Annotated in this window: 20 protein-coding genes; 9 read left to right on the top strand and 11 right to left on the bottom strand. The window is 56.5% G+C overall.

The annotated features are described in order from the left end of the window. Positions 1-13: 13 nt before the first annotated feature. The 5 genes from INT32_RS17880 to INT32_RS17860 form a co-directional block, all read right to left on the bottom strand. A complete protein-coding gene (locus INT32_RS17880; protein ID WP_193090061.1) occupies positions 14-1,645 on the bottom strand; it encodes an acyl-CoA synthetase in 1,632 nt (543 codons plus the stop codon). 47 nt (positions 1,646-1,692) lie between these two features. Then, on the bottom strand, positions 1,693-2,535 hold the full coding sequence (locus tag INT32_RS17875; RefSeq protein WP_193090060.1) for a DNA-binding response regulator: 843 nt from the start codon (positions 2,533-2,535) through the stop codon (positions 1,693-1,695). Positions 2,536-2,703: 168 nt separating this feature from the next. After that, positions 2,704-3,834: a deoxyguanosinetriphosphate triphosphohydrolase gene (locus tag INT32_RS17870; RefSeq protein WP_193090059.1), complete on the bottom strand. Its 1,131-nt coding sequence runs from the start codon at positions 3,832-3,834 to the stop codon at positions 2,704-2,706. A 3-nt stretch (positions 3,835-3,837) separates the two neighbouring features. Further along, complete coding sequence (gene aroB, locus INT32_RS17865; RefSeq protein ID WP_193090058.1) at positions 3,838-4,971, bottom strand: 3-dehydroquinate synthase; 1,134 nt, start codon at positions 4,969-4,971, stop codon at positions 3,838-3,840. Beyond that, positions 4,971-5,546 (bottom strand): shikimate kinase, encoded by a 576-nt coding sequence (locus INT32_RS17860; protein WP_193090057.1) that lies wholly within the window; start codon positions 5,544-5,546, stop codon positions 4,971-4,973. The genes aroB and INT32_RS17860 overlap by 1 nt, the downstream gene beginning before the upstream one ends. A 208-nt stretch (positions 5,547-5,754) precedes the next feature. Between INT32_RS17860 and INT32_RS17855 the strand changes: the two genes are divergently transcribed. Beyond that, positions 5,755-8,205, top strand: coding sequence for a penicillin-binding protein 1A (locus tag INT32_RS17855; protein ID WP_193090056.1), 2,451 nt, complete (start codon positions 5,755-5,757; stop codon positions 8,203-8,205). 380 nt (positions 8,206-8,585) lie between these two features. On the opposite strand, the gene cyaY is transcribed toward INT32_RS17855, so the two are convergent. Beyond that, positions 8,586-8,915 (bottom strand): iron donor protein CyaY, encoded by a 330-nt coding sequence (gene cyaY, locus INT32_RS17850; RefSeq protein ID WP_193090055.1) that lies wholly within the window; start codon positions 8,913-8,915, stop codon positions 8,586-8,588. A gap of 34 nt (positions 8,916-8,949) precedes the next feature. Between cyaY and INT32_RS17845 the strand changes: the two genes are divergently transcribed. The 6 genes from INT32_RS17845 (at position 8,950) to INT32_RS17820 (ending at position 15,143) form a co-directional block, all read left to right on the top strand. Next, positions 8,950-9,207: a lipoprotein gene (locus INT32_RS17845; protein ID WP_193090054.1), complete on the top strand. Its 258-nt coding sequence runs from the start codon at positions 8,950-8,952 to the stop codon at positions 9,205-9,207. Positions 9,208-9,487: 280 nt separating this feature from the next. Further along, entirely contained in the window at positions 9,488-10,786 is a 1,299-nt protein-coding gene (gene lysA / locus INT32_RS17840; protein WP_193090053.1) for a diaminopimelate decarboxylase, read from the top strand. 354 nt (positions 10,787-11,140) lie between these two features. Then, complete coding sequence (locus INT32_RS17835; RefSeq protein ID WP_193090052.1) at positions 11,141-12,058, top strand: TauD/TfdA family dioxygenase; 918 nt, start codon at positions 11,141-11,143, stop codon at positions 12,056-12,058. Positions 12,059-12,262: 204 nt separating this feature from the next. Then, entirely contained in the window at positions 12,263-13,297 is a 1,035-nt protein-coding gene (locus INT32_RS17830) for an ABC transporter substrate-binding protein (RefSeq protein WP_193090051.1), read from the top strand. 3 nt (positions 13,298-13,300) lie between these two features. Next, on the top strand, positions 13,301-14,263 hold the full coding sequence (locus INT32_RS17825; RefSeq protein ID WP_193090050.1) for an ABC transporter ATP-binding protein: 963 nt from the start codon (positions 13,301-13,303) through the stop codon (positions 14,261-14,263). After that, positions 14,250-15,143, top strand: coding sequence for an ABC transporter permease (locus tag INT32_RS17820; RefSeq protein ID WP_226817251.1), 894 nt, complete (start codon positions 14,250-14,252; stop codon positions 15,141-15,143). The genes INT32_RS17825 and INT32_RS17820 overlap by 14 nt, the downstream gene beginning before the upstream one ends. A gap of 128 nt (positions 15,144-15,271) precedes the next feature. On the opposite strand, the gene ccsB is transcribed toward INT32_RS17820, so the two are convergent. From ccsB to INT32_RS17805, 3 genes are all read right to left on the bottom strand, one after another. After that, positions 15,272-16,624: a c-type cytochrome biogenesis protein CcsB gene (ccsB, locus tag INT32_RS17815; protein WP_193090049.1), complete on the bottom strand. Its 1,353-nt coding sequence runs from the start codon at positions 16,622-16,624 to the stop codon at positions 15,272-15,274. Positions 16,625-16,632: 8 nt separating this feature from the next. Next, positions 16,633-18,672 carry a cytochrome c biogenesis protein ResB gene (locus INT32_RS17810; RefSeq protein WP_193090075.1) on the bottom strand — a complete coding sequence of 680 codons (2,040 nt, stop codon included), beginning with the start codon at positions 18,670-18,672 and terminating at the stop codon, positions 16,633-16,635. Positions 18,673-18,871: 199 nt separating this feature from the next. After that, on the bottom strand, positions 18,872-19,585 hold the full coding sequence (locus tag INT32_RS17805; RefSeq protein ID WP_193090048.1) for a c-type cytochrome: 714 nt from the start codon (positions 19,583-19,585) through the stop codon (positions 18,872-18,874). A 172-nt stretch (positions 19,586-19,757) separates the two neighbouring features. Here INT32_RS17805 and yihA point away from each other — a divergent pair, with 172 nt between their 5' ends. Continuing rightward, the gene (gene yihA / locus INT32_RS17800; RefSeq protein WP_193090047.1) at positions 19,758-20,381 is read left to right on the top strand and encodes a ribosome biogenesis GTP-binding protein YihA/YsxC; all 624 of its coding nucleotides are present in this window, start codon (positions 19,758-19,760) and stop codon (positions 20,379-20,381) included. Between the two features lie 307 nt (positions 20,382-20,688). Continuing rightward, the gene (gene hemB, locus INT32_RS17795) at positions 20,689-21,702 is read left to right on the top strand and encodes a porphobilinogen synthase (RefSeq protein ID WP_193090046.1); all 1,014 of its coding nucleotides are present in this window, start codon (positions 20,689-20,691) and stop codon (positions 21,700-21,702) included. Positions 21,703-21,967: 265 nt separating this feature from the next. On the opposite strand, the gene galU is transcribed toward hemB, so the two are convergent. Together galU and rfbC are read right to left on the bottom strand one after the other, a co-directional pair. Then, positions 21,968-22,804 (bottom strand): UTP--glucose-1-phosphate uridylyltransferase GalU, encoded by an 837-nt coding sequence (gene galU, locus INT32_RS17790; RefSeq protein WP_193090045.1) that lies wholly within the window; start codon positions 22,802-22,804, stop codon positions 21,968-21,970. Positions 22,805-22,858: 54 nt separating this feature from the next. Further along, positions 22,859-23,413 (bottom strand): dTDP-4-dehydrorhamnose 3,5-epimerase, encoded by a 555-nt coding sequence (gene rfbC / locus INT32_RS17785; RefSeq protein ID WP_193090044.1) that lies wholly within the window; start codon positions 23,411-23,413, stop codon positions 22,859-22,861. Between the last annotated feature and the right edge of the window lie 121 nt (positions 23,414-23,534).

Raw genomic sequence — 23,534 nt, 5'->3', positions numbered from 1 at the left:
GCCATACCTGTGGCTACCGGGGCGCCTCGGTGTAGTTGCGCAGTTCCTTGCGGATGATTTTTCCAGTTGTGGTCATGGGCAGCGCGTCGACAAAATAAACGCGGCGCGGATACTCGTGCGCAGCAACACGCGTTTTTACATGATCCTGGATTTCTTTTTTCAGCGCATCCGATGGCACCACGCCTTCGTTCAGGACAACAAAAGCGGTGACCGCTTCGGTGCGCTCGTCATCGGGCAGCCCCACCACGGCAACCATGCTAACCAGTGGATGCCCCAGAATACAATCTTCGATGGGGCCCGGACCAATGCGATAACCCGCACTGGTGATCACGTCGTCATTGCGGCCGACAAAGCGGAAAAAACCCTCCTCATCCCGAACGCCCATATCTCCCGTTACCAGGAAGTCGCCGGCGAATTTTTCCCTGGTGGCCTCTGGGTTGTTCCAGTAGCCCAGGAACATGACCGGATCGGGACACCTGACACCGATATTGCCTTCGGTACCGTCGGGCAACACCTCTCCCTGGTCGTTGACAATCTGCACATCATGGCCTGGCGCAGCCTTGCCCATGCTGCCTATTTTGGGCTCGAACAGATCGGCGCAAGACGACACCAGCATATTGCATTCGGTCTGCCCATAAAATTCGTTGATGGTAATGTCCAGATTGCGCCGCCCCCAGTCGATCAGTTCCAGCCCCAGGCTTTCACCCCCGCTGGCAATGGAACGAAGCGCCAGCGGCCAGCGGCCACGCGGATTTTCCAGCCGGCGCAGCATTTTGAGTGCCGTTGGTGGCAAAAAGGTGTGCGTGACCTGGTGCCGCGACATGATATCGAAAGCCGCTTCGGCGGTAAATTTGGAAAAACGGCAGGCCAGCACGGGGATACCGTGATGCAATGATGGCATAAGGACATCAAACAGACCGCCGATCCACGCCCAGTCTGCAGGCGTCCACATGACTTTGGCGTTTTCGGGAAAGAAATTGTGGGAAATTTCAACGCCAGGCAAATGCCCTGGCAAGACCCGATGTGCGTGCAGGGCCCCTTTGGGCTTGCCGGTTGTGCCCGAGGTGTAAATGATAACGGCAGGGTCATCGGCCAGGGTACGAACCGGTTCAAGGGTATCTGGCTGCTGTTGCAGCGATGGCCAGAATGCCAGCGTTGCCGGTGTATTTTGCGTGGCATCGATATCCACGACGGTTTTCAGTTCGGGTAAGGGCGTTGCAATGGTACCCAGCTTGGCCACCCCTTCTGCATTGGTTACCAGGCCCCGCGCGCCAGAATTGGACAGACGGTAGGCCAGCGCATCGGAGCCGAACAGTGAAAACAGGGGAATGGCAATGAGCCCCAGCTTGTAGCAGGCAATATGTGCAATGGCAGTTTCTATGCCCTGGGCCAGCAAAATACCCACCCGATCGCCGCGTGCCACCCCAGCCTGTTGCAACACGTGCGCGAACTGGTTGGAATAGGCTTTCAACTGGTCGAAGGTGTAATACTGGATATCGGCGGGCGACTTTTCATGAATGATGGCAAGACGGTCGGCCCCGTCTGCCCATTTGTCACAAACATCAACGCCGATATTGTAGTGTTGCGGCACATTCCAGTGGGTAGCCGACACGGTTGCGTCGTAGGTTGCATGGCGTGTTAGCAAGGCAAGTCTCCTTTTCTTTTAATTGTATATCGGTTCGCTGCCGTCGCTTATACGTCATTGGTGTTTTTCACACTCTCGGAAACCCGTATTTGCTTCGTTTTTCGCCGGTATTCCGACGGCGTCATGCCCTGCATATTCAGAAATGCCGTTGCGAAATTGGCGGCGTTGGAAAACCCCACGTCTTCGGCAATGGTCAGCGTGCGCAACGACGTAGTGGCCAACAGGTGTTTTGCGGTGCGCATGCGTAAATCACGAATGTATTCAAAGGCGCTGCAACCGCAAACATTGTAGAAGGCGCGATTCAAGCGCTTTTTATTCATGGACACCAGCGCTGACAGCTTGGGCAGGCTCAGGTCTTCAGACAGATTGTCCTGTGCATACTGCATGACGATGCGCACGGCGACTTCATCGTCGCTGTCAATGGTGCCGGTATGCAGTTCCTGGCCCGAGGACAAACGCATTGACGCCTGCTGTTGCCGTACGCTGTGCAACCGCTGGGAGATACTGGCATGAATGCGGATGCGCGCTACCACTTCGTCATACGGATGGGCTTTGGAGATGAAATCGGAAGCCCCATATTCCAAAGCCTGGATGCGCGATTGTGGATCGTCCAGATCGCTGTAAAAGAGCACGGGAATATCTGTGGTGAGTGTGTTGGCCTTGAGCCGACGGCATAGAGGAATACCATCAAGCCGGGGCAGATGCAATTCCGAAACAATGACATCGGGCTGCAGCGTAATGGCCTTTTCGTACCCCTGCAGACCGTCAAATGCAACTGTGATACGGAAACCAGCACTACGCATGGCGGCAAGCACGCCGTGCAAACTCTGCATATTGCCGTCGACAAACAGAGTATGGGGGCTACGCAATGGTGGGGCCGGACTGTCCATAGGATTTCGCTTGACTTATCTAAATTGAAAATGCGAAATCATTTTCCAACAAGATGCGAAGTCCCTATTTTGAAAAAATTCTTGATGCTTTTTGAAAAAAGAATGAATGTAGCTTTTATGAATAATTCTTAACGTTAGTCAATCCAGTTTGCTGTGCAACACCCCGGTTTATACGACAAACAGACGCTTGTATTCTTTGATCGCATAACGATCGGTCATCCCGGCGATATAGTCGGCAATGGCGCGCGCCTGCCTGCGCTCATCATCGTGCCGGTAGTCTGCCGGCATCAGCCGCGGATCTTCCACAAAGGCCTTGAACAGCGATTGGACGATGGTGCTGGCCTTGTTGGCCATGCGCATCACCTTGTAGTGGCGATACAGATTATGCATCAGAAAGGATTTGAGCTCGTCGGCCTGCGTGCGCATTGCGTCGGAAAACTGCAGTAACGCAGGCGCTTCGGTCACGTCTTCACGTGTCTGAATCTGATGAGTACGCAGATTGTCCCGGGTCGTGTGGGTCAGGTCCACGATCAGGGCGTTGATCATGCGCCGGATGATCTCGGCAATGAGCCTGCGCCCGGTGACATCGGGAAACAGACGACTTACTTCATCATGGTAGGTGGCAAACAGTTGCACCTGACGCATTTGTTCAATTGTGATAAGACCTGAACGCAGGCCGTCATCAATATCATGATTGTTATAGGCGATTTCGTCGGCCAGATTGGCCAGTTGTGCTTCCAGGCCCGGGCGCTTTCTGTCGATAAAGCGCTGCCCCACTTCGCCCAGCTGGCGCGCGTGCGACAGTGAACAATGCTTGAGAATCCCCTCGCGGGTTTCGAAGGTGAGATTCAGGCCGTTGAACGAGGCATAGCGTTCCTCCAGCTCATCGACCACCCGCAGGCTTTGCAGATTGTGCTCGAACCCGCCAGCCGCCGGACGCAGTGTCTGCATCGATTCGTGAAGTGCGTCCTGGCCTGCATGGCCAAATGGCGTGTGACCCAGGTCATGGGCAAGCGAGATCGCTTCGGTCAGGTCTTCGTGCAATCCCAGATTGCGCGCCACCGCCCGCGCAATTTGCGCCACTTCCAGACTGTGGGTCAGACGGGTGCGGAATAAATCACCTTCGTGATTAACAAAAACCTGCGTTTTATATTCGAGCCGACGAAATGCGCCGCTGTGGATGATGCGGTCACGGTCCCGCTGGAAAGGGTCGCGCGCCGGGTCGGCATCTTCCGGATGCAGCCGCCCCCTGGAGTGGGCCGGATGGGTCGCGTAGGGCGCTAGCTTGGGCACTGTCATGCTTTACGCCCGGGCGCCGGCCATATCAGGAACCTGAACCGCGCCGCGATCGATGGCAATGTCGCCAACTGTGTCGCTGAGCGTTTCCTGAACCTGCTTTAATGGGGCCGCCTGAACCACTGCCTGACCAATGGCCGGCATGAGTACGTAACGTATTTCGCCGCCTTCGGTTTTCTTATCGCCCTGCATCAGGTCAAGCCAGGTGCTCCCCCCTAGATCCGGCGCAATATCCGGACAGCCGATGGCACGCACCAGCGCGCGCACCCGCGCGATATCGGCCGCAGGCAAGCCAAGCACCTTGCCCGAGAGCACGGCGGCCTGGACCAGCCCGCAGGCAACCGCCTCGCCATGCAGCCAGGTGCCAAACCCCAGGCCTGCCTCAATCGCATGACCGAAGGTATGGCCCAGGTTAAGGATGGCGCGCAGGCCTGTTTCCTTTTCGTCTTCCGAGACGACCTGCGCCTTGAGCTCGCAGCAGCGTGCAATGGCATAGGCCAGTGCGTCTGCGTCAAGCGCCACCAGTTGCGCGACATTGCTTTCGCACCATTCAAAAAACGCACGATCCAGGATCAAGCCGTATTTGATGACTTCAGCCAGTCCGGCCGACACTTCACGGGCAGGCAGGGTGCGCAGGACATCGATGTCGATATCGACACTGACCGGCTGATAGAACGCACCAATCATGTTTTTGCCCAGCGGGTGATTGACCGCCGTCTTGCCGCCCACCGAGGAATCCACCTGGGCCAGCAACGTGGTAGGAATCTGCATATAGCGAATGCCGCGCATATAGGTTGCTGCTGCAAACCCGGCCATGTCGCCGATGACGCCGCCGCCAAGCGCCAGAACGACGGCGCGGCGATCCAGCTTTTCGGTCAGCATGCGATCGTAAATGGTGTTAAGGGTATCGAGCGACTTGAAGGATTCGCCATCGGGCACGATGATGGTGAGCACCGGTTTGTGCAGGCCGGCCAGTGCCTGGCGCAGCGCCTCTCCGTAAAGCCCGTCAACGACTGGGTTGCTGATGACGACCAGCCGCGTGGCGTTGACCGGGACCGATTCGGCAATGTGCTGCAGGCGCCCCGGCGCAATATGAATGGGGTATTGTCCGGCAGATGTAGCGACGTTGACTGGGGCCATCAGATTCTTTCACCTCGTTGTTGGTAATCTTTCAATAGACGGTCAATAGCGTCAAGCACCGTATTGATGGAGCCATGGCTGGTTTCGACCGTGAAATCGGCCAGACTCTCGTAAATGGGTTCGCGCTGTTTTAACAGCTCCACGATACGCGCTTTGGGGTTGGCCGTCAGCAGCATGGGACGATTTTTATCCTTTGCGACTCTCCGAAAGAGTTCATCGCTGCCCGCCTTCAGATACAGCACGATACCGCGCGTGCGCAGCAGTTCCTGATTCTCGGGCGCCACAACGGCACCGCCGCCGGTGGCCAGGACCACATCGCGACGCAAGGTGATATCCTGCAGCACCTGGGTTTCCCGACGCCGAAAACCGGCTTCGCCCTCAATATCGAAGATGGTTGGAATACTGACCCCGCAACGGGCCTCGAGCTCGTGGTCCAGATCGAGAAAGTCCCGACCCAGCGAGCGGGCCAGGCCTCGGCCGATGGTCGTTTTGCCGGCGCCCATCATTCCGATGAGGAAAATGGGCGCCTGACCGGTGTGGCGGACATGGGAATTGTCCTGTTCTGTATGCTGCATGTACGTAAAAAGGTTTTTCTCCCGGTTACGCCGGGGCGTGAAAATACAGACGTTCTATGACAGTTGTCAAAGAAATGACACCATGTTTTCAATGATTTGTCGTTTATTTGTTGCAACATAGCACATGTACACCACACAGCACAATTCAGTTACAGAAAGAGCCGAAAATTTCAGCTTTTCCCGCTAGAAGGTATTAAAATTGCCTGCGATGAGTACACGTAAACCCAACTCCCCTCGTAAAACTGTGCAGCGCTCGAGCGCAGGCTCGCGCATAGGCCGGTTCCTTTTTCAATCCGTCATATTCTGCATTGGCCTTGGGCTTTGCGGTTTGTTGCTGGGTACCCTTGCCGTAGCGTTAACCTGGCCGAACCTGCCGGATCTGAAGGCGATGACCGATTATCGCCCGCGGGTGCCGTTGCGTGTGTACACGGCAGACAAAATCCTGTTGGCCGAATACGGCGAAGAGCGGCGTAACGTACTGCGCTTCAACGAAATCCCGGAGGTTATGACAAAGGCCTTGCTGGCGGCAGAAGATGATAACTTCTACAGCCATGGCGGGGTCGACTGGTCGGGTGTAGGTCGTGCGGTTATTGCCAACGTGGCTTCCGGCGCCAAGTCGCAGGGTGCCAGTACCATTACCATGCAGGTCGCGCGAAACTTCTACCTGTCCTCGGAAAAGTCCTTCATTCGCAAATTCTACGAACTGATGCTCACCTACAAGATCGAACAGAACCTGAGCAAGGACCAGATTCTTGAACTGTATCTGAACCAGATCTATCTGGGGCATCGTTCCTACGGCTTTGCCGCCGCCTCCCGCACATATTACGGCAAGCCCCTGTCGGAAGTGACCATTGCCGAAGCGGCCCTGCTGGCCGGGATTCCCAAGGCGCCTTCCCGCTTCAATCCGCGCGCCAATATGAAGCGCGCAGTCGCACGTCAGCACTACGTGCTGGATCGCATGGAAAAGCTGGGATACATTACGCCCGAACAGCATCAGCAGGCCATGGCACAGAAAATCGTCCTGCGTGACAACACGCAGGAAACACCGGAAACCAACTTTGCCCGTCATGGCCAGTACGTCGCAGAACTGGCCAGGCAACTCATGTACAACGTATACAAAGACAATGTGTATGGGCGTGGCCTGAGCGTTTACACGACGATCCGCTCAGAAGACCAGGAAGTGGCCTATCATGCGGTGCGCGAAGGCATCATGTCGTATACGCGAAGAAAGCCATATCCCGGACCGGCAGCCCAGGTTGACCTGCCCGAAGGGATCGAAAACGATACGGAACGGTTTGACCTTGCCCTCGAAGAGATTCGCAATAAACACCGCGACAGCGATGACCTGGTAACGGCCGTGGTGCTCTCGGCCAGCGCCACCAAAGTGGTCGCAGCGCGCACGCCCGAACAAATCTATGAATTGAGCGGCAAGTCTTTGGGCTATGTGAAACGGGCCCTGGTCAAAACCGGGCCGGTTTCCCGCCGGATCCAGCGTGGCTCAGTCATTTATCTGCAGAAAGTGGACAACATCTGGACGATTATCAATATGCCGACGGTCGAAGGCGCGTTCATTTCCCTGAACCCGCAAAACGGCGCGATCGAATCGATGATCGGCGGATTCGACTTCAACCGGGGCGATTTCAATCGCGTCACCCAGGCCTGGCGCCAGCCCGGTTCTACCTTCAAACCCTTCGTGTATGCTGCAGGCCTTGAACGCGGTATTACACCGGGCACCAATGTTTCGGATCAGCCCTTTCATCTGAGTGCCGCCCAGACGCGCAGCAAGCCCTGGAGTCCCAAGAACTACGGTAACTCGTACACCTACAGCCAGACAATGCGCCAGGGCTTGTACAAATCCAAAAACATGGTGTCCATCCGCATTCTGCAAACGGTCGGACCGGAATTTGCCAGCGAGTTCATCTCCCGCTTTGGCTTTGATCCGGCACGTCAGCCGCCCAAAAGCGCATACCTGACCATGGCGCTGGGCGCCGGCAGCGTGACCCCCCTGCAAATGGCCAGCGCCTACTCGGTGTTTGCCAACGGTGGTTATCGTGTCAATCCATACATCATTGATTCTGTTGTGGATATCGCCACAGGACGCGTCATCATGAAGGCCCAGCCGGCCGTGGCTGGTGATGAAACCAACCGCGTACTGGATCCCCGTACGACCTATGTGATGAATGAACTGCTGCGTGGCGTGGCCAAATCGGGCACCGCCGCCAGAACGCAGGCCACGCTCAAACGCAACGACATTGCGGGCAAGACCGGCACCACCAACCAGTCATTCGATGCCTGGTTTGCCGGATTCACCCCCAAGCTGGTAGGCATCTCCTGGCTGGGCTTTGATCAGCCCAAATCACTGGGTGACAAGGAAACCGGGGGCGGTGCAGCCATGCCGATCTGGCTCACTTACATGCAAACCGCCCTCAAAAAAGTGCCAGTGACCGCACCAGGCCCGATGCCTGAAGGGTTGACCAAGGTCGGTGACAACTACTATTTCTCCGAATTCCCACAGGGCAAGGCATTGGCCAACATCGGTGTCTCGGGCAGCGGGGGCCAGGACCCGAACGCAGCCAAACCTGCCGCTCCGTCTGGCGATGCGATCGGCAAGGCCCTGGAGTCGTTCAACCCCATGGGTGGGCCGCCGATACGGTTTTAAGCGGTCTGAGACGGTCTCTGGCAGCGCTGAAAGGATCTGAGAGGATTTGAAAAAGCGAGTGGCCGGTTTGACCAGGAATATGAAAAGGACCCATGCACATCCAATGCATGGGTCCTTTTTACTTTCCTTTTTACTTCTGGATGGTCCGACGCAGTTCAAGGCGCAGCAAACCCGGTGCAAAAGCGCGGAGCCTGGACAAAAAGAGCAAGACGATCGGAGGTACTTGCCCAAGAGCCGGATGGAAAACGGTTAGATGATTGTATGCCGTCGAGTACGGTGCGCTGGCTGGTTCGCCGCCTGATGCGCCTCCCGGAAAACACCACAATGGTGATCAACGAGCATCCGGCCTGCACTATTGCGGTTTTGCCGCGCAGCCCTGATCAGAGCGTTATTGTGAGCGCGCGAGCGGTAATGTCGGAAAAAATGCTGCTCAGATTATCCTGAAGCGTCGTGCCTGTGCGGGTGTCCACCCAGTTGGTGTTATCGAACTTGTAATGAAATCCGCCGGACGGCGCTGCTACCCACATTTCCTGTAGCGGCGCCTGACTGTTGACCACGACATGGGATTTCTGATCGAATACAATGGTCAGTACCTGACCGCTGCGGCTGGCGTCCAGGTCGATATCCAGTGTTTCAAACCAGTTGTCGACCTGTTCATGGATCTTGTCCAGGATGGCATCTGCGCGTGCAAGAAATTCTGATTCAGTCATAATATGGTTCTGTAAAAAATTTAAAGGGTGTGCCGTGTCTGCACCAAGTATAAAACGCCTTGTAGCCATCATTGTAACCCTCCTTGTCGGGAGTGTGGGTTTAACGGCTTGCGGCTATAAAGCGCCACTGTACCTTCCTACCGCCGAGCAAAAGCAGAAGTTGCAGGAGCGCGACGAACGCATCAAGGCCCGCAAGGCGAAGGCCGAAGCAGAGAAAAGGGCGAAACAGCAAGCGGCCAAGGACGCCGCCGGGCAGCCCGCTAGCGGCACCAACTCAACTGCCACACCGTGATGATGGCCCATTGCACATGCGCCGCAAAACGGTTGCGTTGGGCTCTGTGGCGGTGTGACCTGTCGCGGTGTGATCCTTATTGCAACACGGGACAGGTCACAACAGCCAGCCCAATGAAAGCGGGAATGATGCCCGGCCAGCAACGCCAGCTGGGCTAAACGCCTGACAGCGTGACGTTATTCCTGCTTTCGTAACTATGTCATCATCTGTGCTTACCCCATTTTCTGTCATCTTCGTGTGACATTACTCTTTTTAATTGTTTCATTAACTACTGTTTACCATGACTGAACTGAATGCCCCGGCGGGTGCACCCTTTTTTCATTATGACGGCTCGCAACTCATGGCAGAGTCGGTCTCTGTTTCCGAGCTGGCAGCACGCTACGGCACACCGCTGTACGTTTATTCCCGTGCGGCGCTCAAAGCGGCCTGGGAATCCTACGCACAGCCTCTGGTCAACCGCAATGCACTGGTCTGTTTCGGCATGAAATCCAACTCCAACCTGGCCGTATTGCAGCAATTTGCGCAATGGGGCAGCGGTTTCGACATTGTTTCCGGCGGCGAGCTGGCCCGTGCCCTCAAAGCAGGCGCGCAGCCCGACACCATTGTCTTTTCAGGTGTCGGCAAGCAGGATTGGGAAATCAAAGCCGCGCTGCAGGCGGGCGTCAAATGCTTCAATGTGGAGTCTACCGACGAGCTGGAACGCATTTCCCTGATCGCAAGCCAGCTTGAACGGACCGCGCCGGTATCCCTTCGCGTAAACCCGGACGTGGACGCCAGGACGCACCCCTATATTTCCACCGGCCTGAAGGACAACAAATTCGGGATTGCAATTGAAATAGCGGCGCAGGTGTACCAGCGGGCTGCCATATTGCCGTGGATCAAAATCGTCGGCGTCGATTGTCATATCGGCTCCCAGATCACACAAATCGAGCCATATCTGGATGCGCTGGAGCGCCTGCTGAATCTGCTCGATACCTTGGCTGGCCTGGGCATCAGGCTGGAACACCTGGATATCGGCGGCGGCCTGGGTATTCGTTATCAGGACGAAACGCCCATTGCCCCGGCCTTGCTGCTGGACAAGGTGTTCGCGATGCTTGAAGACCGTGCCTATGGGCATCTGCAGCTGATCATGGAGCCCGGGCGCTCGCTGGTTGGCAATGCCGGCATCCTGGTGACACGAGTGCAGTACCTGAAACATCACGAGAGCAAGAATTTTGCCATCGTGGATGCTGCCATGAACGATCTGCTGCGCCCGACCCTGTACGACGCCTGGCATGGGGTGCTGCCTGTCGTCAGCCCGTCTGACACGAGCAACACCACACAATCCAGGGTATACGACGTTGTCGGTCCGATCTGCGAAAGCGGCGACTGGCTGGCGCGCGACCGCCAGCTGCAGTTGCAGCAAAATGATCTGCTGGCAATCGAATCGGCCGGGGCCTATGGCTTTGTCATGTCGAGCCATTACAACACGCGGCCACGGTGCGCGGAAGTGATGGTCGACGCCGATCAGACCTATCTGATCCGTCCCCGCGAAACCGTTGAAGAACTGTTCGCTTCGGAGCAGATGCTGCCTGGTTGATACTGCGTGACGCGGGCCGTTGCCCGGTGAATAATCCAAAGCGAGTGCCGCAGTCGGGCATTCGCTTTTTTCATTATGACAGATGAAACAAGGGCCTCGGCAAAGGACCTTGTAACGCCTGGCTCGCAAGCATCGCTGCTTCCGGCCTGTCTGCGACCTGCAACCACTCGCGCAGCGCGATCACGCCTGTCAAACAAAATAAGGTTGTGGCGCCAGGCGTCTGCCCTCCGCGTTATATTGGTTCGGGTTACGTTCTTATATCCGAATATATAAATAAGTATTCTCTATTTTACGTATAAGAATTCCTTATATACAGTAGCCATATCTGATTCCCTATTTCGCCTTTGGTCATCTATGTCTGCCGTCTACGCTTCACTCACATCATCCCCAGCGCCCGTTGGGCAACCCGTATCGTCTGAACCGTCTTTCGAGATACGGCCGCTGGCCGCGCCACTTGGCGCAGAGGTGCTTGATCTGAACCTTGATCAGCCGCTGCCCGATGAGGCATTCTCACGTATCAGGCAAGCCTTTTCGGACCACCATGTGCTGGTGTTTCGCAAGCAGGACATTACGCCGACTCAGCATGTGCAATTTAGTCGTCGCTTCGGACCGCTGCAGATTCATGTATTGAGACAGTTCCAGCTGCCTGGCCATGAGGAAATTCTGCAAATATCCAATATCCGGGAAAACGGCAAGCCGACCGGCCTGGGCGATGCCGGTGCTTTCTGGCATTCCGATTTGTCATACAAGGCGGTGCCCAGCCTGGGTTCGCTGCTGCATGCCCGCGAGTTGCCCGACACCGGCGGCGATACCCATTTTGCAAATATGCACCTGGCCTGGGAAACACTGCCCGCATCGCTGCAAAAGATTTTGCTGCCACTTCAGGCAGAGCATAGCTACATCAAGCGCTACGAAGAACAGCGCGCCAAGGCGCCGTGGCGCCCGGCACTGACGCAGGCGCAACTGGACGAAGTCAGGCCGGTGGTGCATCCGGTGGTCACGACCCATCCTGAGAATGGTCGCAAGGCCCTGTTCGTAAACGAACACTTTACCTCGCGTATCGTCGGCCTGCCGCATGATGAGAGCGAGGATATTCTGCAGCAACTGTTTGCGCATAGCATCCGCCCCGAATTTATTTACACCCATCAGTGGCAGACAGACGATATGGTTTTCTGGGATAACCGGTCAGTCATCCATCTGGCCGGCGGCACCCCTGATGACCAGCGTCGCCGCCTGAACCGGACCACGGTGGAAGGGGCCGTGCCGGTTTGATCACAAATGTGTTAATACCCTGCGCCGCCTGTTCGACCGGGTGCTGCCCACGCACTTGAACAGGTCGCGGCATCGCTGCAGGATTGCCTCAATCGCCGGCGCAACGCACCCCTTACCCCGCCCTGATCCAGCCAATCGACATGCGGCATAATCGCGGCGACCAATAACAACATTTCAGCATTCACCTTAGCCAGAGAGCCCATCATGATTACCAATCCAGCCAGACGCCCGCTTCGTTTTCTGTCAGTACGTAACGTAGCACTTGCACTATCGGCCTGCGCGCTTGTCAGCACCACGGCGTATGCCGAAGGCCAACTGCGCATCGCCGAACAGCATGGCATCGTGTATTTGTTGTTGCAGGTTGTGCAGGATCAGAAACTGGTCGAAAAACACGGCAAGACTGTAGGACTTGAAATCAAACCCCAATGGGTCAAGCTGTCGGGGGGCGCCGCAATTAACGATGCCCTGTTGTCTGATTCGATCGACATCGCAGGAGCCGGCGTTGGCCCGCTGTTGACGATCTGGGATAAAACGCGCGGCAAATACAATGTCAAAGGCGTCGCCTCTTTGGGCAACTTTCCTTATTATCTGATCAGCAATAATCCAGACGTTAAAACCATTGCCAACTTCAGCGATAAGGATCGCATTGCGCTGCCGGCAACAACCGTGTCGGTCCAGGCACGCATATTACAGTTGGCTGCATCCAAACAATGGGGCAAGCAAGCGTTCAAACAACTGGATCGGCTGACGGTGACGTTGCCCCATCCCGAAGCGACCGCCAGCATCATCAAGGGCGGTACCGAAATCAACGCCCATTTTGCCACGCCTCCCTACCAGGAGCAGGAACTCAAAGGCAACGAGAACGCGCACATTGTTTTGAAATCCTATGACGTGCTGGGCGGGCCGTCTACGTCAACGGTGCTGTATGCCACAGAGAAATTTCGCCAGGACAACCCCAAGACCTATGGCGCTTTCGTCGAGTCATTGAAAGAAGCAGCGGCGTTTATCCAGGCCAATCCTGAAGGCGCGGCCGATGCGTATATCCGTACTGCCAAAAGCAGTATCGACCGTAATCTATTGATTGAAATTATCAAGAACCCCGATATCCAGGTCAAGCTGGCGCCGGAAAATACCTTCCCGCTGGCGCAGTTCATGGGCAATGTCGGCGCCATCAAGCACCGCCCGGCGTCCTATCAGGATTACTTTTTTGACGATGAACACAACCACAATGGCAGTTGAAATATGGCCCATGCACTGAAAAACACCCCATTGCGACTGGCTGCCGCTCCTGAGCAACCAAAGCAAAAACCCCAGCTCTCTGACCAAAACGCGTCCATCCACTTGGCAGACCAGGACTCTTTGCAGCGTGGTGATGCTTCCCAAGAAGCCAGCCTGCCCGAAGCCCTGTTCCGTGCGCAAGGAGTAAGCCTGCAGTACCAGACCGGCAATGCCATTGTACAGGCGACGCGGGACGTCAGCTTCTCCATCTACAAAGGCGACCGGTTCATTTTACTGGGCCCGTCCGGCTGTGGAAAGTCCAGTCTGCTCAAAGCAGCTGCCGGATTTATCAAACCCCAATCAGGCGCCTTTACCCTGAATGGCAAAACCATTTCCGGGCCAGGGCCCGACCGCGTGGTGGTGTTTCAGGAATTTGATCAGCTTGCCCCGTGGAAGACGGTGCTGCAGAATGTCGTCTTTGCCCTGCGCGCTTCGCGTACGCTGGACAAGGTGCAGGCTAGGGAACGCGCCGAGCACTATTTGCACCGGGTCGGTCTGGGCAGCTTCCTGCATGCCTATCCGCATACGCTGTCAGGGGGCATGAAGCAGCGCGTTGCGATTGCGCGCGCCCTGGCGATGGAGCCGGCCGTGCTGCTGATGGACGAGCCGTTTGCCGCCCTGGATGCACTCACCCGGCGCAAAATGCAGGAAGAATTATTGCAATTGTGGGACGAAACCCGGGTCACATTAATGTTCGTGACCCATTCCATAGAAGAAGCCCTGGTGGTCGGCAATCGGATTTTGCTGCTGTCGCCGCATCCGGGCCGGGTGCGCGCAGAGCTCAACAGCCATCAATTCAATATGGATAGCGCGGGCAGCGAGCAGTTTCAGGCAGCAACCAGCCGCATTCACCGCCTTCTGTTCGAGCAATTGCCTGTCTCCGAATCGGATCCTGCCGTTGCCGAGCGTTCCCATGAACCAGCCTAGCATGCGCATCGACCCCCCCTATCGACCGGAGTTCGAATATCCGCTCTTGGCACTGGCGCCGGCGGCACAGACCGAGTCGGTTCGCGAACCCCTGAGCCTGGCGCATCGCCTGCTCAATCATGACGGCATTCGCAAGATCCTGATCCTGGCGGTTCTGGCGATGATCTGGGAAATGGTCGGCCGCTGGCAGGACAATGAGCTGCTTCTGCCGACATTTACCGCCACCATTGGCGCCATGTGGGCTGACCTGGCCAATGGCCAATTGCCGGCCCGCATGGCGATCTCGCTGTCGGTGTTGCTGCAAGGCTACGCACTGGGTGTGATACTGGCCTTTTTTCTGACTACATTTGCCATTTCCACCCGCCTTGGCCGGGATGTTCTTTCCACCCTTACATCCATGTTCAATCCCTTGCCGGCCATTGCCCTGCTGCCGCTGGCGCTCATGTGGTTCGGGCTGGGTACTACCAGCTTGTTGTTTGTACTGGTTCATTCAGTCATGTGGCCGTTGGCCCTCAACACCTTCGCGGGATTTCAGAGCGTGCCGCAAACGCTGCGCATGGCAGGACAGAACTACGGACTTCGCGGACTCAGGTTTGTCTGGCAGATCCTGATCCCAGCCGCGTTGCCGTCCATTGTGTCCGGCCTGAAGGTTGGCTGGGCCTTTGCCTGGCGTACGCTGATCGCAGCAGAAATGGTCTTTGGCGCATCATCCGGCCAGGGCGGCCTGGGCTGGTATGTGTTCCAGCACCGAAATGAACTGGAAACCGCGCAGGTATTTGCCGGGCTGGTCATGGTCGTGATCCTGGGCCTGGTGGTTGAGAACCTGGTGTTTACGACCCTGGAGAAAATGACGGTACGGCGCTGGGGTACGCAACAGTAAAGAGCGCAAGCGCCGGTCGGCGCAGCGAATATGAACAAATTGACGATTTTCCCTGTTGGGATACCCGGTTGCTGTATAACCGGGTATCCCTTTTTTTTGGCTGTCCGGCGCTGGCCGTAAGCAGTGGCTTACAGCTCTCCGTAGGAGTGCAGGCCCGACAGGAAAATATTGACGCCCAGGAAGGCAAAGCTGGTGATAACCAGGCCAACCAGCGCCCAGTAGGCCGCAAACGTGCCGCGCATGCCTTTCATCAGGCGCAGGTGCAGCCAGGCAGCATAATTGAGCCAGACGATGAAGGCCCAGGTTTCTTTCGGATCCCATTGCCAATACGTACCCCAGGCATCAGCAGCCCAGAACGCGCCCAGAATGGTGGCCACGGTGAAAAAGGCAAAGCCGATGGAGATGGACCGGTACATGATGTCGTCCAGCACTTCCAGCGGCGGCAATTTGGCGGCAATGACGCGACGCCCTAGCAAAATAGCGGCAACGATGGCCAGGCTGCCCAGGAAGTAGACGAACCAGAAGCCCATATTGTCCTTGTCACGGAAAATGAACAGCTCCGACACCATGGCGCCGCCCACGACCAGCAGCGGAATCATGGGTTTCCAGCTGGTGGTGGCGCCATGCTGCTTGACCAGATAAGCGAAGCCGACCATCGCGGACAGGGCAAAGGAACCATAGCCAATGAAATTGGCCGGCACGTGCAGTTTCATCCACCAACTGCGCAGGGCGTTATTCAAAGGCGTAATCACTGCAGCGTCACGCTCGAATGTGTACCAGAGCAGGAAGATGACCGCAGACGAAATGACCAGCAACACAAAGCCACCCAGGGCACGCGTGTTGTAGCGTCTCTCGTAATACAGGTAGAACAAGGCCGTGATCAGGCAAAACAGCACGAAGACTTCATACAGGTTGCTGACAGGGATGTGCCCCATGTCGGGCGCGATCAGATGGCCCTCGCGCCAGCGCACCAGCAGGCCGGTGAAGCCGGCAAAAACGCCGGTCCAGGTCAGGGCCGACCCCATCCAGGCGCCGGTAGTACTGACAAACCCGATCCAGTAGCACACGGTGGCCATGAAAAACAGTGCACACATCCACAAAATGGCCGATTGCGAAGACAGCAGGTATTTCAGCAGGAAATTACTTTCCGCATGCGCCAATTGCCCGTCATACAGCCATATCGCCAGACCGGCTGCCAGGGCACAGGCAATCATCAGCTTGCGCACGGGCCGCCACAGCCAGCCCATCCAGGTGGCCGCAAATGTCATGCCGACCAGAATGGCTTTCTCGTAGTAATCCATCGAGTCGGGGTACTCTATGATGGCGTAGATGGCCCCTGCCAGCAACACCAGCAGGAACAAAATGTCGGAAAAGTCCGGTTTGCCGCGCAGCATGCGGCTGTCGCCGGACTCGGTAATGTTCTTTTCCCAATCGACCAGCTGGTCGGCGGCTCCTGATGCGGTCACAACGGTATTTGACATATTTGCCTCTAGGCTTTTTCGTTGCCAGTAAAGTAATGGCGGAAGCGCTCGAATTCACGATTGAAGTCGAGGGTGCGTTTTTGCGAGGTCATGGCTGCCATCATACGGCTATCCTGATCGTCCTGACCGGGCTTGACCCAGATCCAGATTCGGCGATCACGGATGTAGAACATGGAAAACACACCCAATATCAGCAGGATTGATCCCCCATAGACCATTAGTTTACCCGGGGAACGCGTGGCCTGCAAAACAGTGGCCTGAATATGCTGAAAGGTTTTCAGCTGAAAAAACATGGGCGCCGGGTAATTTGCCAGGTCAGACACTGCGCGCAAGGACAGGTCAAACCAGCGCGCCTGTGCCTGGGCATCCGGCCCTTCGAAAACGATGGGCGCAAGACCGGCCTGTTCGCGCGCCAGGTTGCGCAGTTCAATGGCACTGAACAATAGATACTCGCGCAGGATCTTCTTCATGGGCTCGCGCAACTGTGCAGGAACTCGGTCGCTTTCGGACACACCCTCGCCTTCAACATACTTGTCGATACCGGCGAAGCCGTCGGCGGCAAAGACGCTGAGCGCGCGCTCGGCCAGCTGGACAATGACCGCTTTATCGATGCGGCCATCCTGATTCTTCTCTGCATACGCCGTCGCCGCTTTCAGGCGCATCGCCTTGTCATTGAATGCCGCGCGCATGGCCAGAAATTCGCTGACCGTGCTTTTACCATCTGCAGGGATCCGGACATAACGGAACATCGAATCGCCGGGCAACTGCATACCGATCAGGAAAACCGGTGAGTCTTCAAGCATAACCGGCAGCATGTAGTTATTGAACTTGATGGACTGGTTGCGATCATCGGTCAGCGTATAGGATACGCTGGGGCCAATGTTGCGTAGTTTCTTGTCATTCCTGCCGGCTGCGCTGCCGGTCACGGCCAGAATGTCTTCCTGGAACGTTTTGGGCTGGGCCGCACCCGGATTCGGGGCGGACAGATCTTCGACGTTGATGGGCTTGAAGTCCTCGAAGGTCACGGTATAGTTTTTGCTCTGACCATTGAGGGTTGTGGTCACGCCTGTCTGCTCGCCGACCGCGCCCGACAGCTCAAACGGCGCACTGCCGTTGCCCGCCAGCGGATAGCCGGTCACGGAAACCTTGGAGCCGCCGTCATGAAAGCTTGACTGATACAGCGTAATGCCATGCATCTGAAACGGGTGATTGACTTCGATGGTTTCATTGGAAACCTGGCCTGTTTCCCTGTCGGTAATCGTCACCTCGCTGGCAAAGCGCTTGGGCATGCCATTGGTTTCGTAGTACTCGATGATGAATTTATTGAGCTTGATATCGAAGGGCAGCATTTGCAAATACTGACCGCCGCTGAGCGCCAGAATCCCGGTGTTGGCTGAATTGCCTTCGGCGATGGAGACATTGCCGCGAAAACTGGGGTTGCCAGACGAAAAACGCGCCGCTTCGGGCACATCGGAAACGAATCGGGCGGTGTCGGGAATGGGTTGCTTGCTGCCCAGCCAGATTTGCAGGCGGTTGGGCAACTCGCTGTCGAGCAGCCCGCCGATACAGACGATCACAATGGCCGAATGCGCAAAAATATAGCCCAGCCGATTGGCACTGCCCTTTTTGGCCGCCAGCAGCGTGCCGCTGGCGTCTGTTTTTTCCTTGACCGCATACCCTTCTTTTTTCAGCCAGCTGCGGACTCGCGCGAGTGAGGCAGCGGAGGTAAGACCTGTTTGGATATCAATGCGATGTGGAAAAGCACGCAAGCTGCCTTCGCGGATATATTCGCGAAAAGAGCGCATGTCCTTGAGCATTTTGGGCGCATTGCGTATCAGACAGATGCTGGTGGAGACCACCAGAAAAGTCATGATGAGCAGGAACCACCAGGTGTTGTAGATTTGCGCCACGCCGAATTTGCTGAATACAGCATACCAGTACATGCCGAACTGATCGGTGTAGGTCAAGTCAGGCTGGTTTTGCTGCAGGACCGTGCCAATAATGCTGGCCACGCAGATAAACATGAGAAGGCTCACAGCAAAACGCATGGAGCCAAGCAATTCAACGAGCTGGGCGCCCCAGGCTCTGGTAGTTGGTCGAGATACTGAATTTGTCATAAGAAAAAGGGGCACACAATGCGCGTTACCCCTTCTTTGACCCATTGTTACGGAAAAGTTCCATAACGCGGGTCAGAAATTGTCGATCGCGGCCAATTGCCAGGTTGCCGCTAATCGAAAGGCTGTCGAATCAGCGAATGCCAGCTGCGTAATCTGCAACGGCCTGGATGTCTGCCTTATTCATGCGGTTGGCAATTTTACCCATCATGTTTTCTGCGCCACCCTGCGTGCGATAGCCATCGGCAAAGGCATGCAACTGAGCTTCCAGATACTCCGGATGCTGACCGGACAGACGTGGGAAGGCCGATGGGATACCCTGGCCGGTCGCGCCGTGGCACGATGCACAGGCAGGAACGCTACGCTCAGGAATACCGGCACGCCAGATCTGGCGACCACGTTCGACGACCTTCCGGTTGTCACCCTGCTTGGCCTTGGCAGGCTGGGTCAGTTGCTGTTTGCTCAGGAAGACTGACAGGTTCTGCATGTCTTCCTTGGTCATTTGTGCCACGATAGGCGCCATGGCTGTAGGCTTGCCGTCTGGCGTGCCACGAATGACCTTATCGGCGGGTGCCTTGAAGTGTTCAAGCTGAAGCGTGAGGTATTCATGAGGCATGCCGGCCAGATTCGGGTACATGGCAACGCCACTGTTGCCGTTGACGCCATGACAGGCGACACAGGCAAGAATGCCGCGAGAAGTATCACCCTTTGTATAAAGGGCAGCGCCTTTCTCGGCGTCAGGAACAGCGGATGCAGCAGCGGCCTCTGCGCCGAAAGCTGCCGTACCGAAGGCCATACCAGCCAGAACGCTGCCGGCAACCAGAATGTTTGTTAAAACTCGCTTCATGAATATCCTCTGTGATCCCATGGATCTGGGGCGCACTTTAGCAGCCACGGCCCGTATTTTAAAAGACAAATGCGTATAAACACGGAAGTATAAACCTCAAACATGAATTTAGGCATTTTTTGGCCTAGCAATTATACAATAGAGGACGAATCTTTTTTTGCCGGAACCCTTTGTGTCAATATTACATCGCGCCTCGTTTTACACTTCAGCCGCCCGGCTCGACCAGTTGCCGCCGCCAGGGGCGCCTGAAGTCTGTTTTGTGGGCCGCTCCAACGCCGGCAAATCTTCCGCTATCAATGTGCTGGCCAACCAGAAACGGCTGGCGTTTTCAAGCAAGACGCCAGGACGCACCCGGCTGATCAACCTGTTTGGCATCCCCGATCCGCTGGATCCGGAGCAGCCGCTCGGGTTTCTGACCGACCTGCCCGGTTACGGCTATGCCTCTGTCGCGCGCGACGCCCGCGAAGAATGGGCTGAAGTGCTGGGCGCCTATCTGCGCCAGCGCACCTCGCTGGCCGGCGTCGTGCTGCTGATCGACATCCGCCGTGGCGTAACCGATCTGGACAAGCGTCTGGCCAACTGGATTGCGCCTACCGGCAAGCCCGTGCTGGCGCTGTTGACCAAGGCAGACAAACTGCCTTACGGGCAACGCATCAAGGCGGTCTTTGCGGTTAAAAAGGAGCTGGCTGATATCGGCGCCCTGAATGCAGTGCCGTTTTCCGCTACGCAACGCATCGGGCTGGAAGAGGCTGACAGCAGCATCGTCAACTGGATTTCTCCGCAGGTCGTCCCCTGATTGCCGCGCTTTTCGTGAGCAGGCAGCCAATCGGGCTGAACTTTTCGGGCGTCGGGCACTCTGATGACACAATCGACGCAATCGGGCTTGTTTCAGTACGCTGTTCAGGATATCTGCTTGCCACGGGTGTCCGCAAGCACCGGGCCGGAAAGCAGCCTGTGCCGACGACGGGCAAGATTGCCGCAGTCACCGCCCCTTGCTCGCTTGCCCTGGGACGGCACAAACCTGTGGATGATTTCTGATCATCCCTTTTTGCTTCACCTTTCCATTGCACCCTTGCGGTGCTGACTGCAATACGGATAACACCATGACTTCAATTATCACTGCCGATTTTCCCGCATCCCGCCCCCGCCGCAACCGTCGCGACGACTTTTCGCGCCGCCTGGTTCAGGAAAATGTCCTGACCGTCAATGATCTGATTTACCCGGTATTCATCAAGGAAGGCACGGGCGTGACCGAAGCGGTAGCCTCCATGCCAGGCGTAAACCGGTACAGCCCCGACACGCTGCTGGCGGTGGCCGAGACCTGTGTTTCGCTAGGCATTCCGGTGATGGCGTTGTTCCCCTCTATCGACCCGGCACTGAAAACGCCTGACGGTATTGCTGCCACATATGAAGACGGCCTGATTCCGCGCACCATTGCCATGCTCAAGAAAGCATTTCCCGAGCTGGGCATTTTGTGCGATGTGGCGCTGGACCCGTACACCAGCCACGGGCAGGATGGCGTGCTGGATGAAAACGGTTATGTACTGAATGATGAGACGACCAACATCCTGGTGCAGCAGGCACTGACCCAAGCCCGCGCCGGCGCCGACTACGTCGCCCCCAGCGATATGATGGACGGCCGTATCGGCGCCATCCGGCAGGCCCTGGAAAAGGAAAAGCTGATCTACACACGCATCATGGCCTATTCGGCCAAGTACGCCAGCGCCTTCTACGGACCGTTTCGCGATGCGGTGGGTTCGGCCACCAACCTGGGCAAATCCAACAAAATGACTTACCAAATGGATCCGGCCAATCGCAACGAGGCGTTGCGGGAAATCGCAGCGGATATCCGCGAGGGCGCCGATATGGTCATGGTCAAGCCTGGCATGCCCTATCTGGATATTGTGCGAGACGTTAAGGATACCTTCCGCGTGCCCACCTACGCCTACCAGGTTAGCGGCGAATACGCCATGATCAAGGCGGCCGCGCAAAACGGCTGGCTGGACCACGACAAGGTCATGATGGAGTCGCTGATGTGTTTCAAGCGCGCCGGCGCCGACGGTATCCTGACGTACTTCTCAATTGAAGCGGCGCGTATTCTGACCGGCCGTCAGTAAACCGCTTGCAGCCTGCCATCGGGGACAGGTGCTCTCGATGTGTGCGATCCGTGGCGGGTGGCGGCCAGAGTCTGATGGTACAGCCGCAAATGACAGGCTGCGAACCGATGATGCAGGCAGCAACAGCTGCGCTCACGCCCATGGCCGCCTCGCATCACGGATTCTAAAAGTGACCGGGATACAAACCCGGCCAGGGCTGATTTGTTGACAGGCAATCACGGAAGCGGAACATTCGCCCGCCTTGAATGCCTTGCCTCGGAATAAATTACAGCTTGAAGCCGTGATATTTCTGGCCCAGTGCTACCGTGGCGGCAAAAAAGCCTGCTTTGCTACCGCAATCGTAGCGCGTGCCTTCGTAGGCAAAACCAAATACATTACGGCTTTCGAGCAAGGCAGCAATGCCGTCGGTAAGCTGGATTTCGCCGCCTGCGCCCTTGCCGATGTGGCGCAGGTGTTCAAAAATTTCTGGTTCCAGAATATAACGACCCACCACGGCCTTGTCCGAAGGTGCATCGGCCGGCGCAGGCTTTTCGACGATCTTGCTCACCTGGATCGTATTGGACGACACCGATTTACCCGCAATAATCCCGTATTTATTGGAATCTTCGCGAGCGATGGTCTGGATGCCAAGCACACTGCCGTTATTGGCATGTGCGGCCTGAATCAGTTGCTGGGTAACCGGCACGTTCGAATCGATCAGGTCATCGGCCAGCAACACGGCGAACGGCTCATTGCCCACCACCGGCTCGGCGCACAGCACAGCGTGACCCAGGCCCAGTGGAGCCGGCTGACGGATGTAAATACAATTGACATTGGACGGAATGACCTGGCGCACCTGCTCCAGCATCTCCTGTTTGCCCTTTTCTTCCAGTTCGGATTCCAGCTCGGGCATGGAGTCGAAATGATCCTCGATCGCACGCTTGTGTCGCCCGGTAATAAAAATCAGATCGGTAATGCCTGCCTTGACTGCCTCTTCCACTGCGTATTGGATAAGCGGCTTATCCACAACGGGCAACATCTCTTTAGGCATGGCCTTGGTCGCCGGCAAAAAGCGGGTGCCCAAGCCTGCGACGGGAAATACAGCTTTACGGATCGGATTCATTTAAACCTCGTTGATGTATCGAATGACGTCATTTTATGATAAAACCCTTTGCGCTCACGGGTATAAGTCCTGCAGGCCGGCAAACACAGGAAAACGGCGATCCCTGTCGGACAGTATCATATGCTCGCGCGGCACCTGCCAGTCTATGCTCAGTTGCGGGTCATCAAAGGCCAGCCCGCGCTCGAAATCGGGCGCATAGACGGCGTCGGTTTTGTAGGCAAAAATGGCCCGTTCGCTGAGCACGGCGAAACCATGTGCAAACCCGGCCGGGATAAACAGCGATTGCTTGCGCACGGCGTCCAGTTCAATTTGCAAGGACTGTCCGAAGGTCGCGCTGCTCTTGCGCAAATCCACAATGACATCGAGTACCCGCCCCACCACCACGCGCACCAGCTTGTTCTGGGCATAGGGCGGCAACTGGTAATGCAGGCCCCGCACCACGCCATAAGACGACTGTGATTCGTTGTCCTGGATAAAGCGCAGCGTGCGCCCCAGGGCCTCATCGAGCACCTGCTGCCGGTAGGCCTCCAGAAAATAGCCGCGTTCGTCGCGGCGCACTTGGGGAGTCATCAGCAGGACATCGGGAATAACCAGGCGTTCTGTTTTCATGCGTATCAGGCAAAGCCTCAACGGATTGCATCAGCGCTGATTATAACGGATCGGTCATCACCATCGCCCTCAACAGACTTCGCGGTTTACACCGGTCCTGTTATCATGAGCCATTGCAACT

Origin of the sequence: Advenella sp. FME57 (genome assembly GCF_014897675.1) — a bacterium.
GTDB lineage: Bacteria > Pseudomonadota > Gammaproteobacteria > Burkholderiales > Burkholderiaceae_B > Advenella.
The sequence above is the reverse complement of the archived record's forward strand: the minus strand, read 5'-3'. Positions and strand labels throughout refer to the sequence as shown.

Bases quoted from the DNA above. Each gene is read 5' to 3' on its own strand.
- hemB (WP_193090046.1), top strand. From the start codon at position 20,689: ATGACTTCAATTATCACTGCCGATTTTCCCGCATCCCGCCCCCGCCGC.
- INT32_RS17820 (WP_226817251.1), top strand. From the start codon at position 14,250: ATGAACCAGCCTAGCATGCGCATCGACCCCCCCTATCGACCGGAGTTC.
- INT32_RS17825 (WP_193090050.1), top strand. From the start codon at position 13,301: ATGGCCCATGCACTGAAAAACACCCCATTGCGACTGGCTGCCGCTCCT.
- INT32_RS17830 (WP_193090051.1), top strand. From the start codon at position 12,263: ATGATTACCAATCCAGCCAGACGCCCGCTTCGTTTTCTGTCAGTACGT.
- INT32_RS17810 (WP_193090075.1), bottom strand. From the start codon at position 18,672: ATGCGTTTTGCTGTGAGCCTTCTCATGTTTATCTGCGTGGCCAGCATT.
- INT32_RS17835 (WP_193090052.1), top strand. From the start codon at position 11,141: ATGTCTGCCGTCTACGCTTCACTCACATCATCCCCAGCGCCCGTTGGG.
- cyaY (WP_193090055.1), bottom strand. From the start codon at position 8,915: ATGACTGAATCAGAATTTCTTGCACGCGCAGATGCCATCCTGGACAAG.
- lysA (WP_193090053.1), top strand. From the start codon at position 9,488: ATGACTGAACTGAATGCCCCGGCGGGTGCACCCTTTTTTCATTATGAC.
- INT32_RS17870 (WP_193090059.1), bottom strand. From the start codon at position 3,834: ATGACAGTGCCCAAGCTAGCGCCCTACGCGACCCATCCGGCCCACTCC.
- aroB (WP_193090058.1), bottom strand. From the start codon at position 4,971: ATGGCCCCAGTCAACGTCGCTACATCTGCCGGACAATACCCCATTCAT.
- galU (WP_193090045.1), bottom strand. From the start codon at position 22,804: ATGAATCCGATCCGTAAAGCTGTATTTCCCGTCGCAGGCTTGGGCACC.
- INT32_RS17860 (WP_193090057.1), bottom strand. From the start codon at position 5,546: ATGCAGCATACAGAACAGGACAATTCCCATGTCCGCCACACCGGTCAG.
- ccsB (WP_193090049.1), bottom strand. From the start codon at position 16,624: ATGTCAAATACCGTTGTGACCGCATCAGGAGCCGCCGACCAGCTGGTC.
- INT32_RS17805 (WP_193090048.1), bottom strand. From the start codon at position 19,585: ATGAAGCGAGTTTTAACAAACATTCTGGTTGCCGGCAGCGTTCTGGCT.
- INT32_RS17855 (WP_193090056.1), top strand. From the start codon at position 5,755: ATGAGTACACGTAAACCCAACTCCCCTCGTAAAACTGTGCAGCGCTCG.
- rfbC (WP_193090044.1), bottom strand. From the start codon at position 23,413: ATGAAAACAGAACGCCTGGTTATTCCCGATGTCCTGCTGATGACTCCC.
- INT32_RS17875 (WP_193090060.1), bottom strand. From the start codon at position 2,535: ATGGACAGTCCGGCCCCACCATTGCGTAGCCCCCATACTCTGTTTGTC.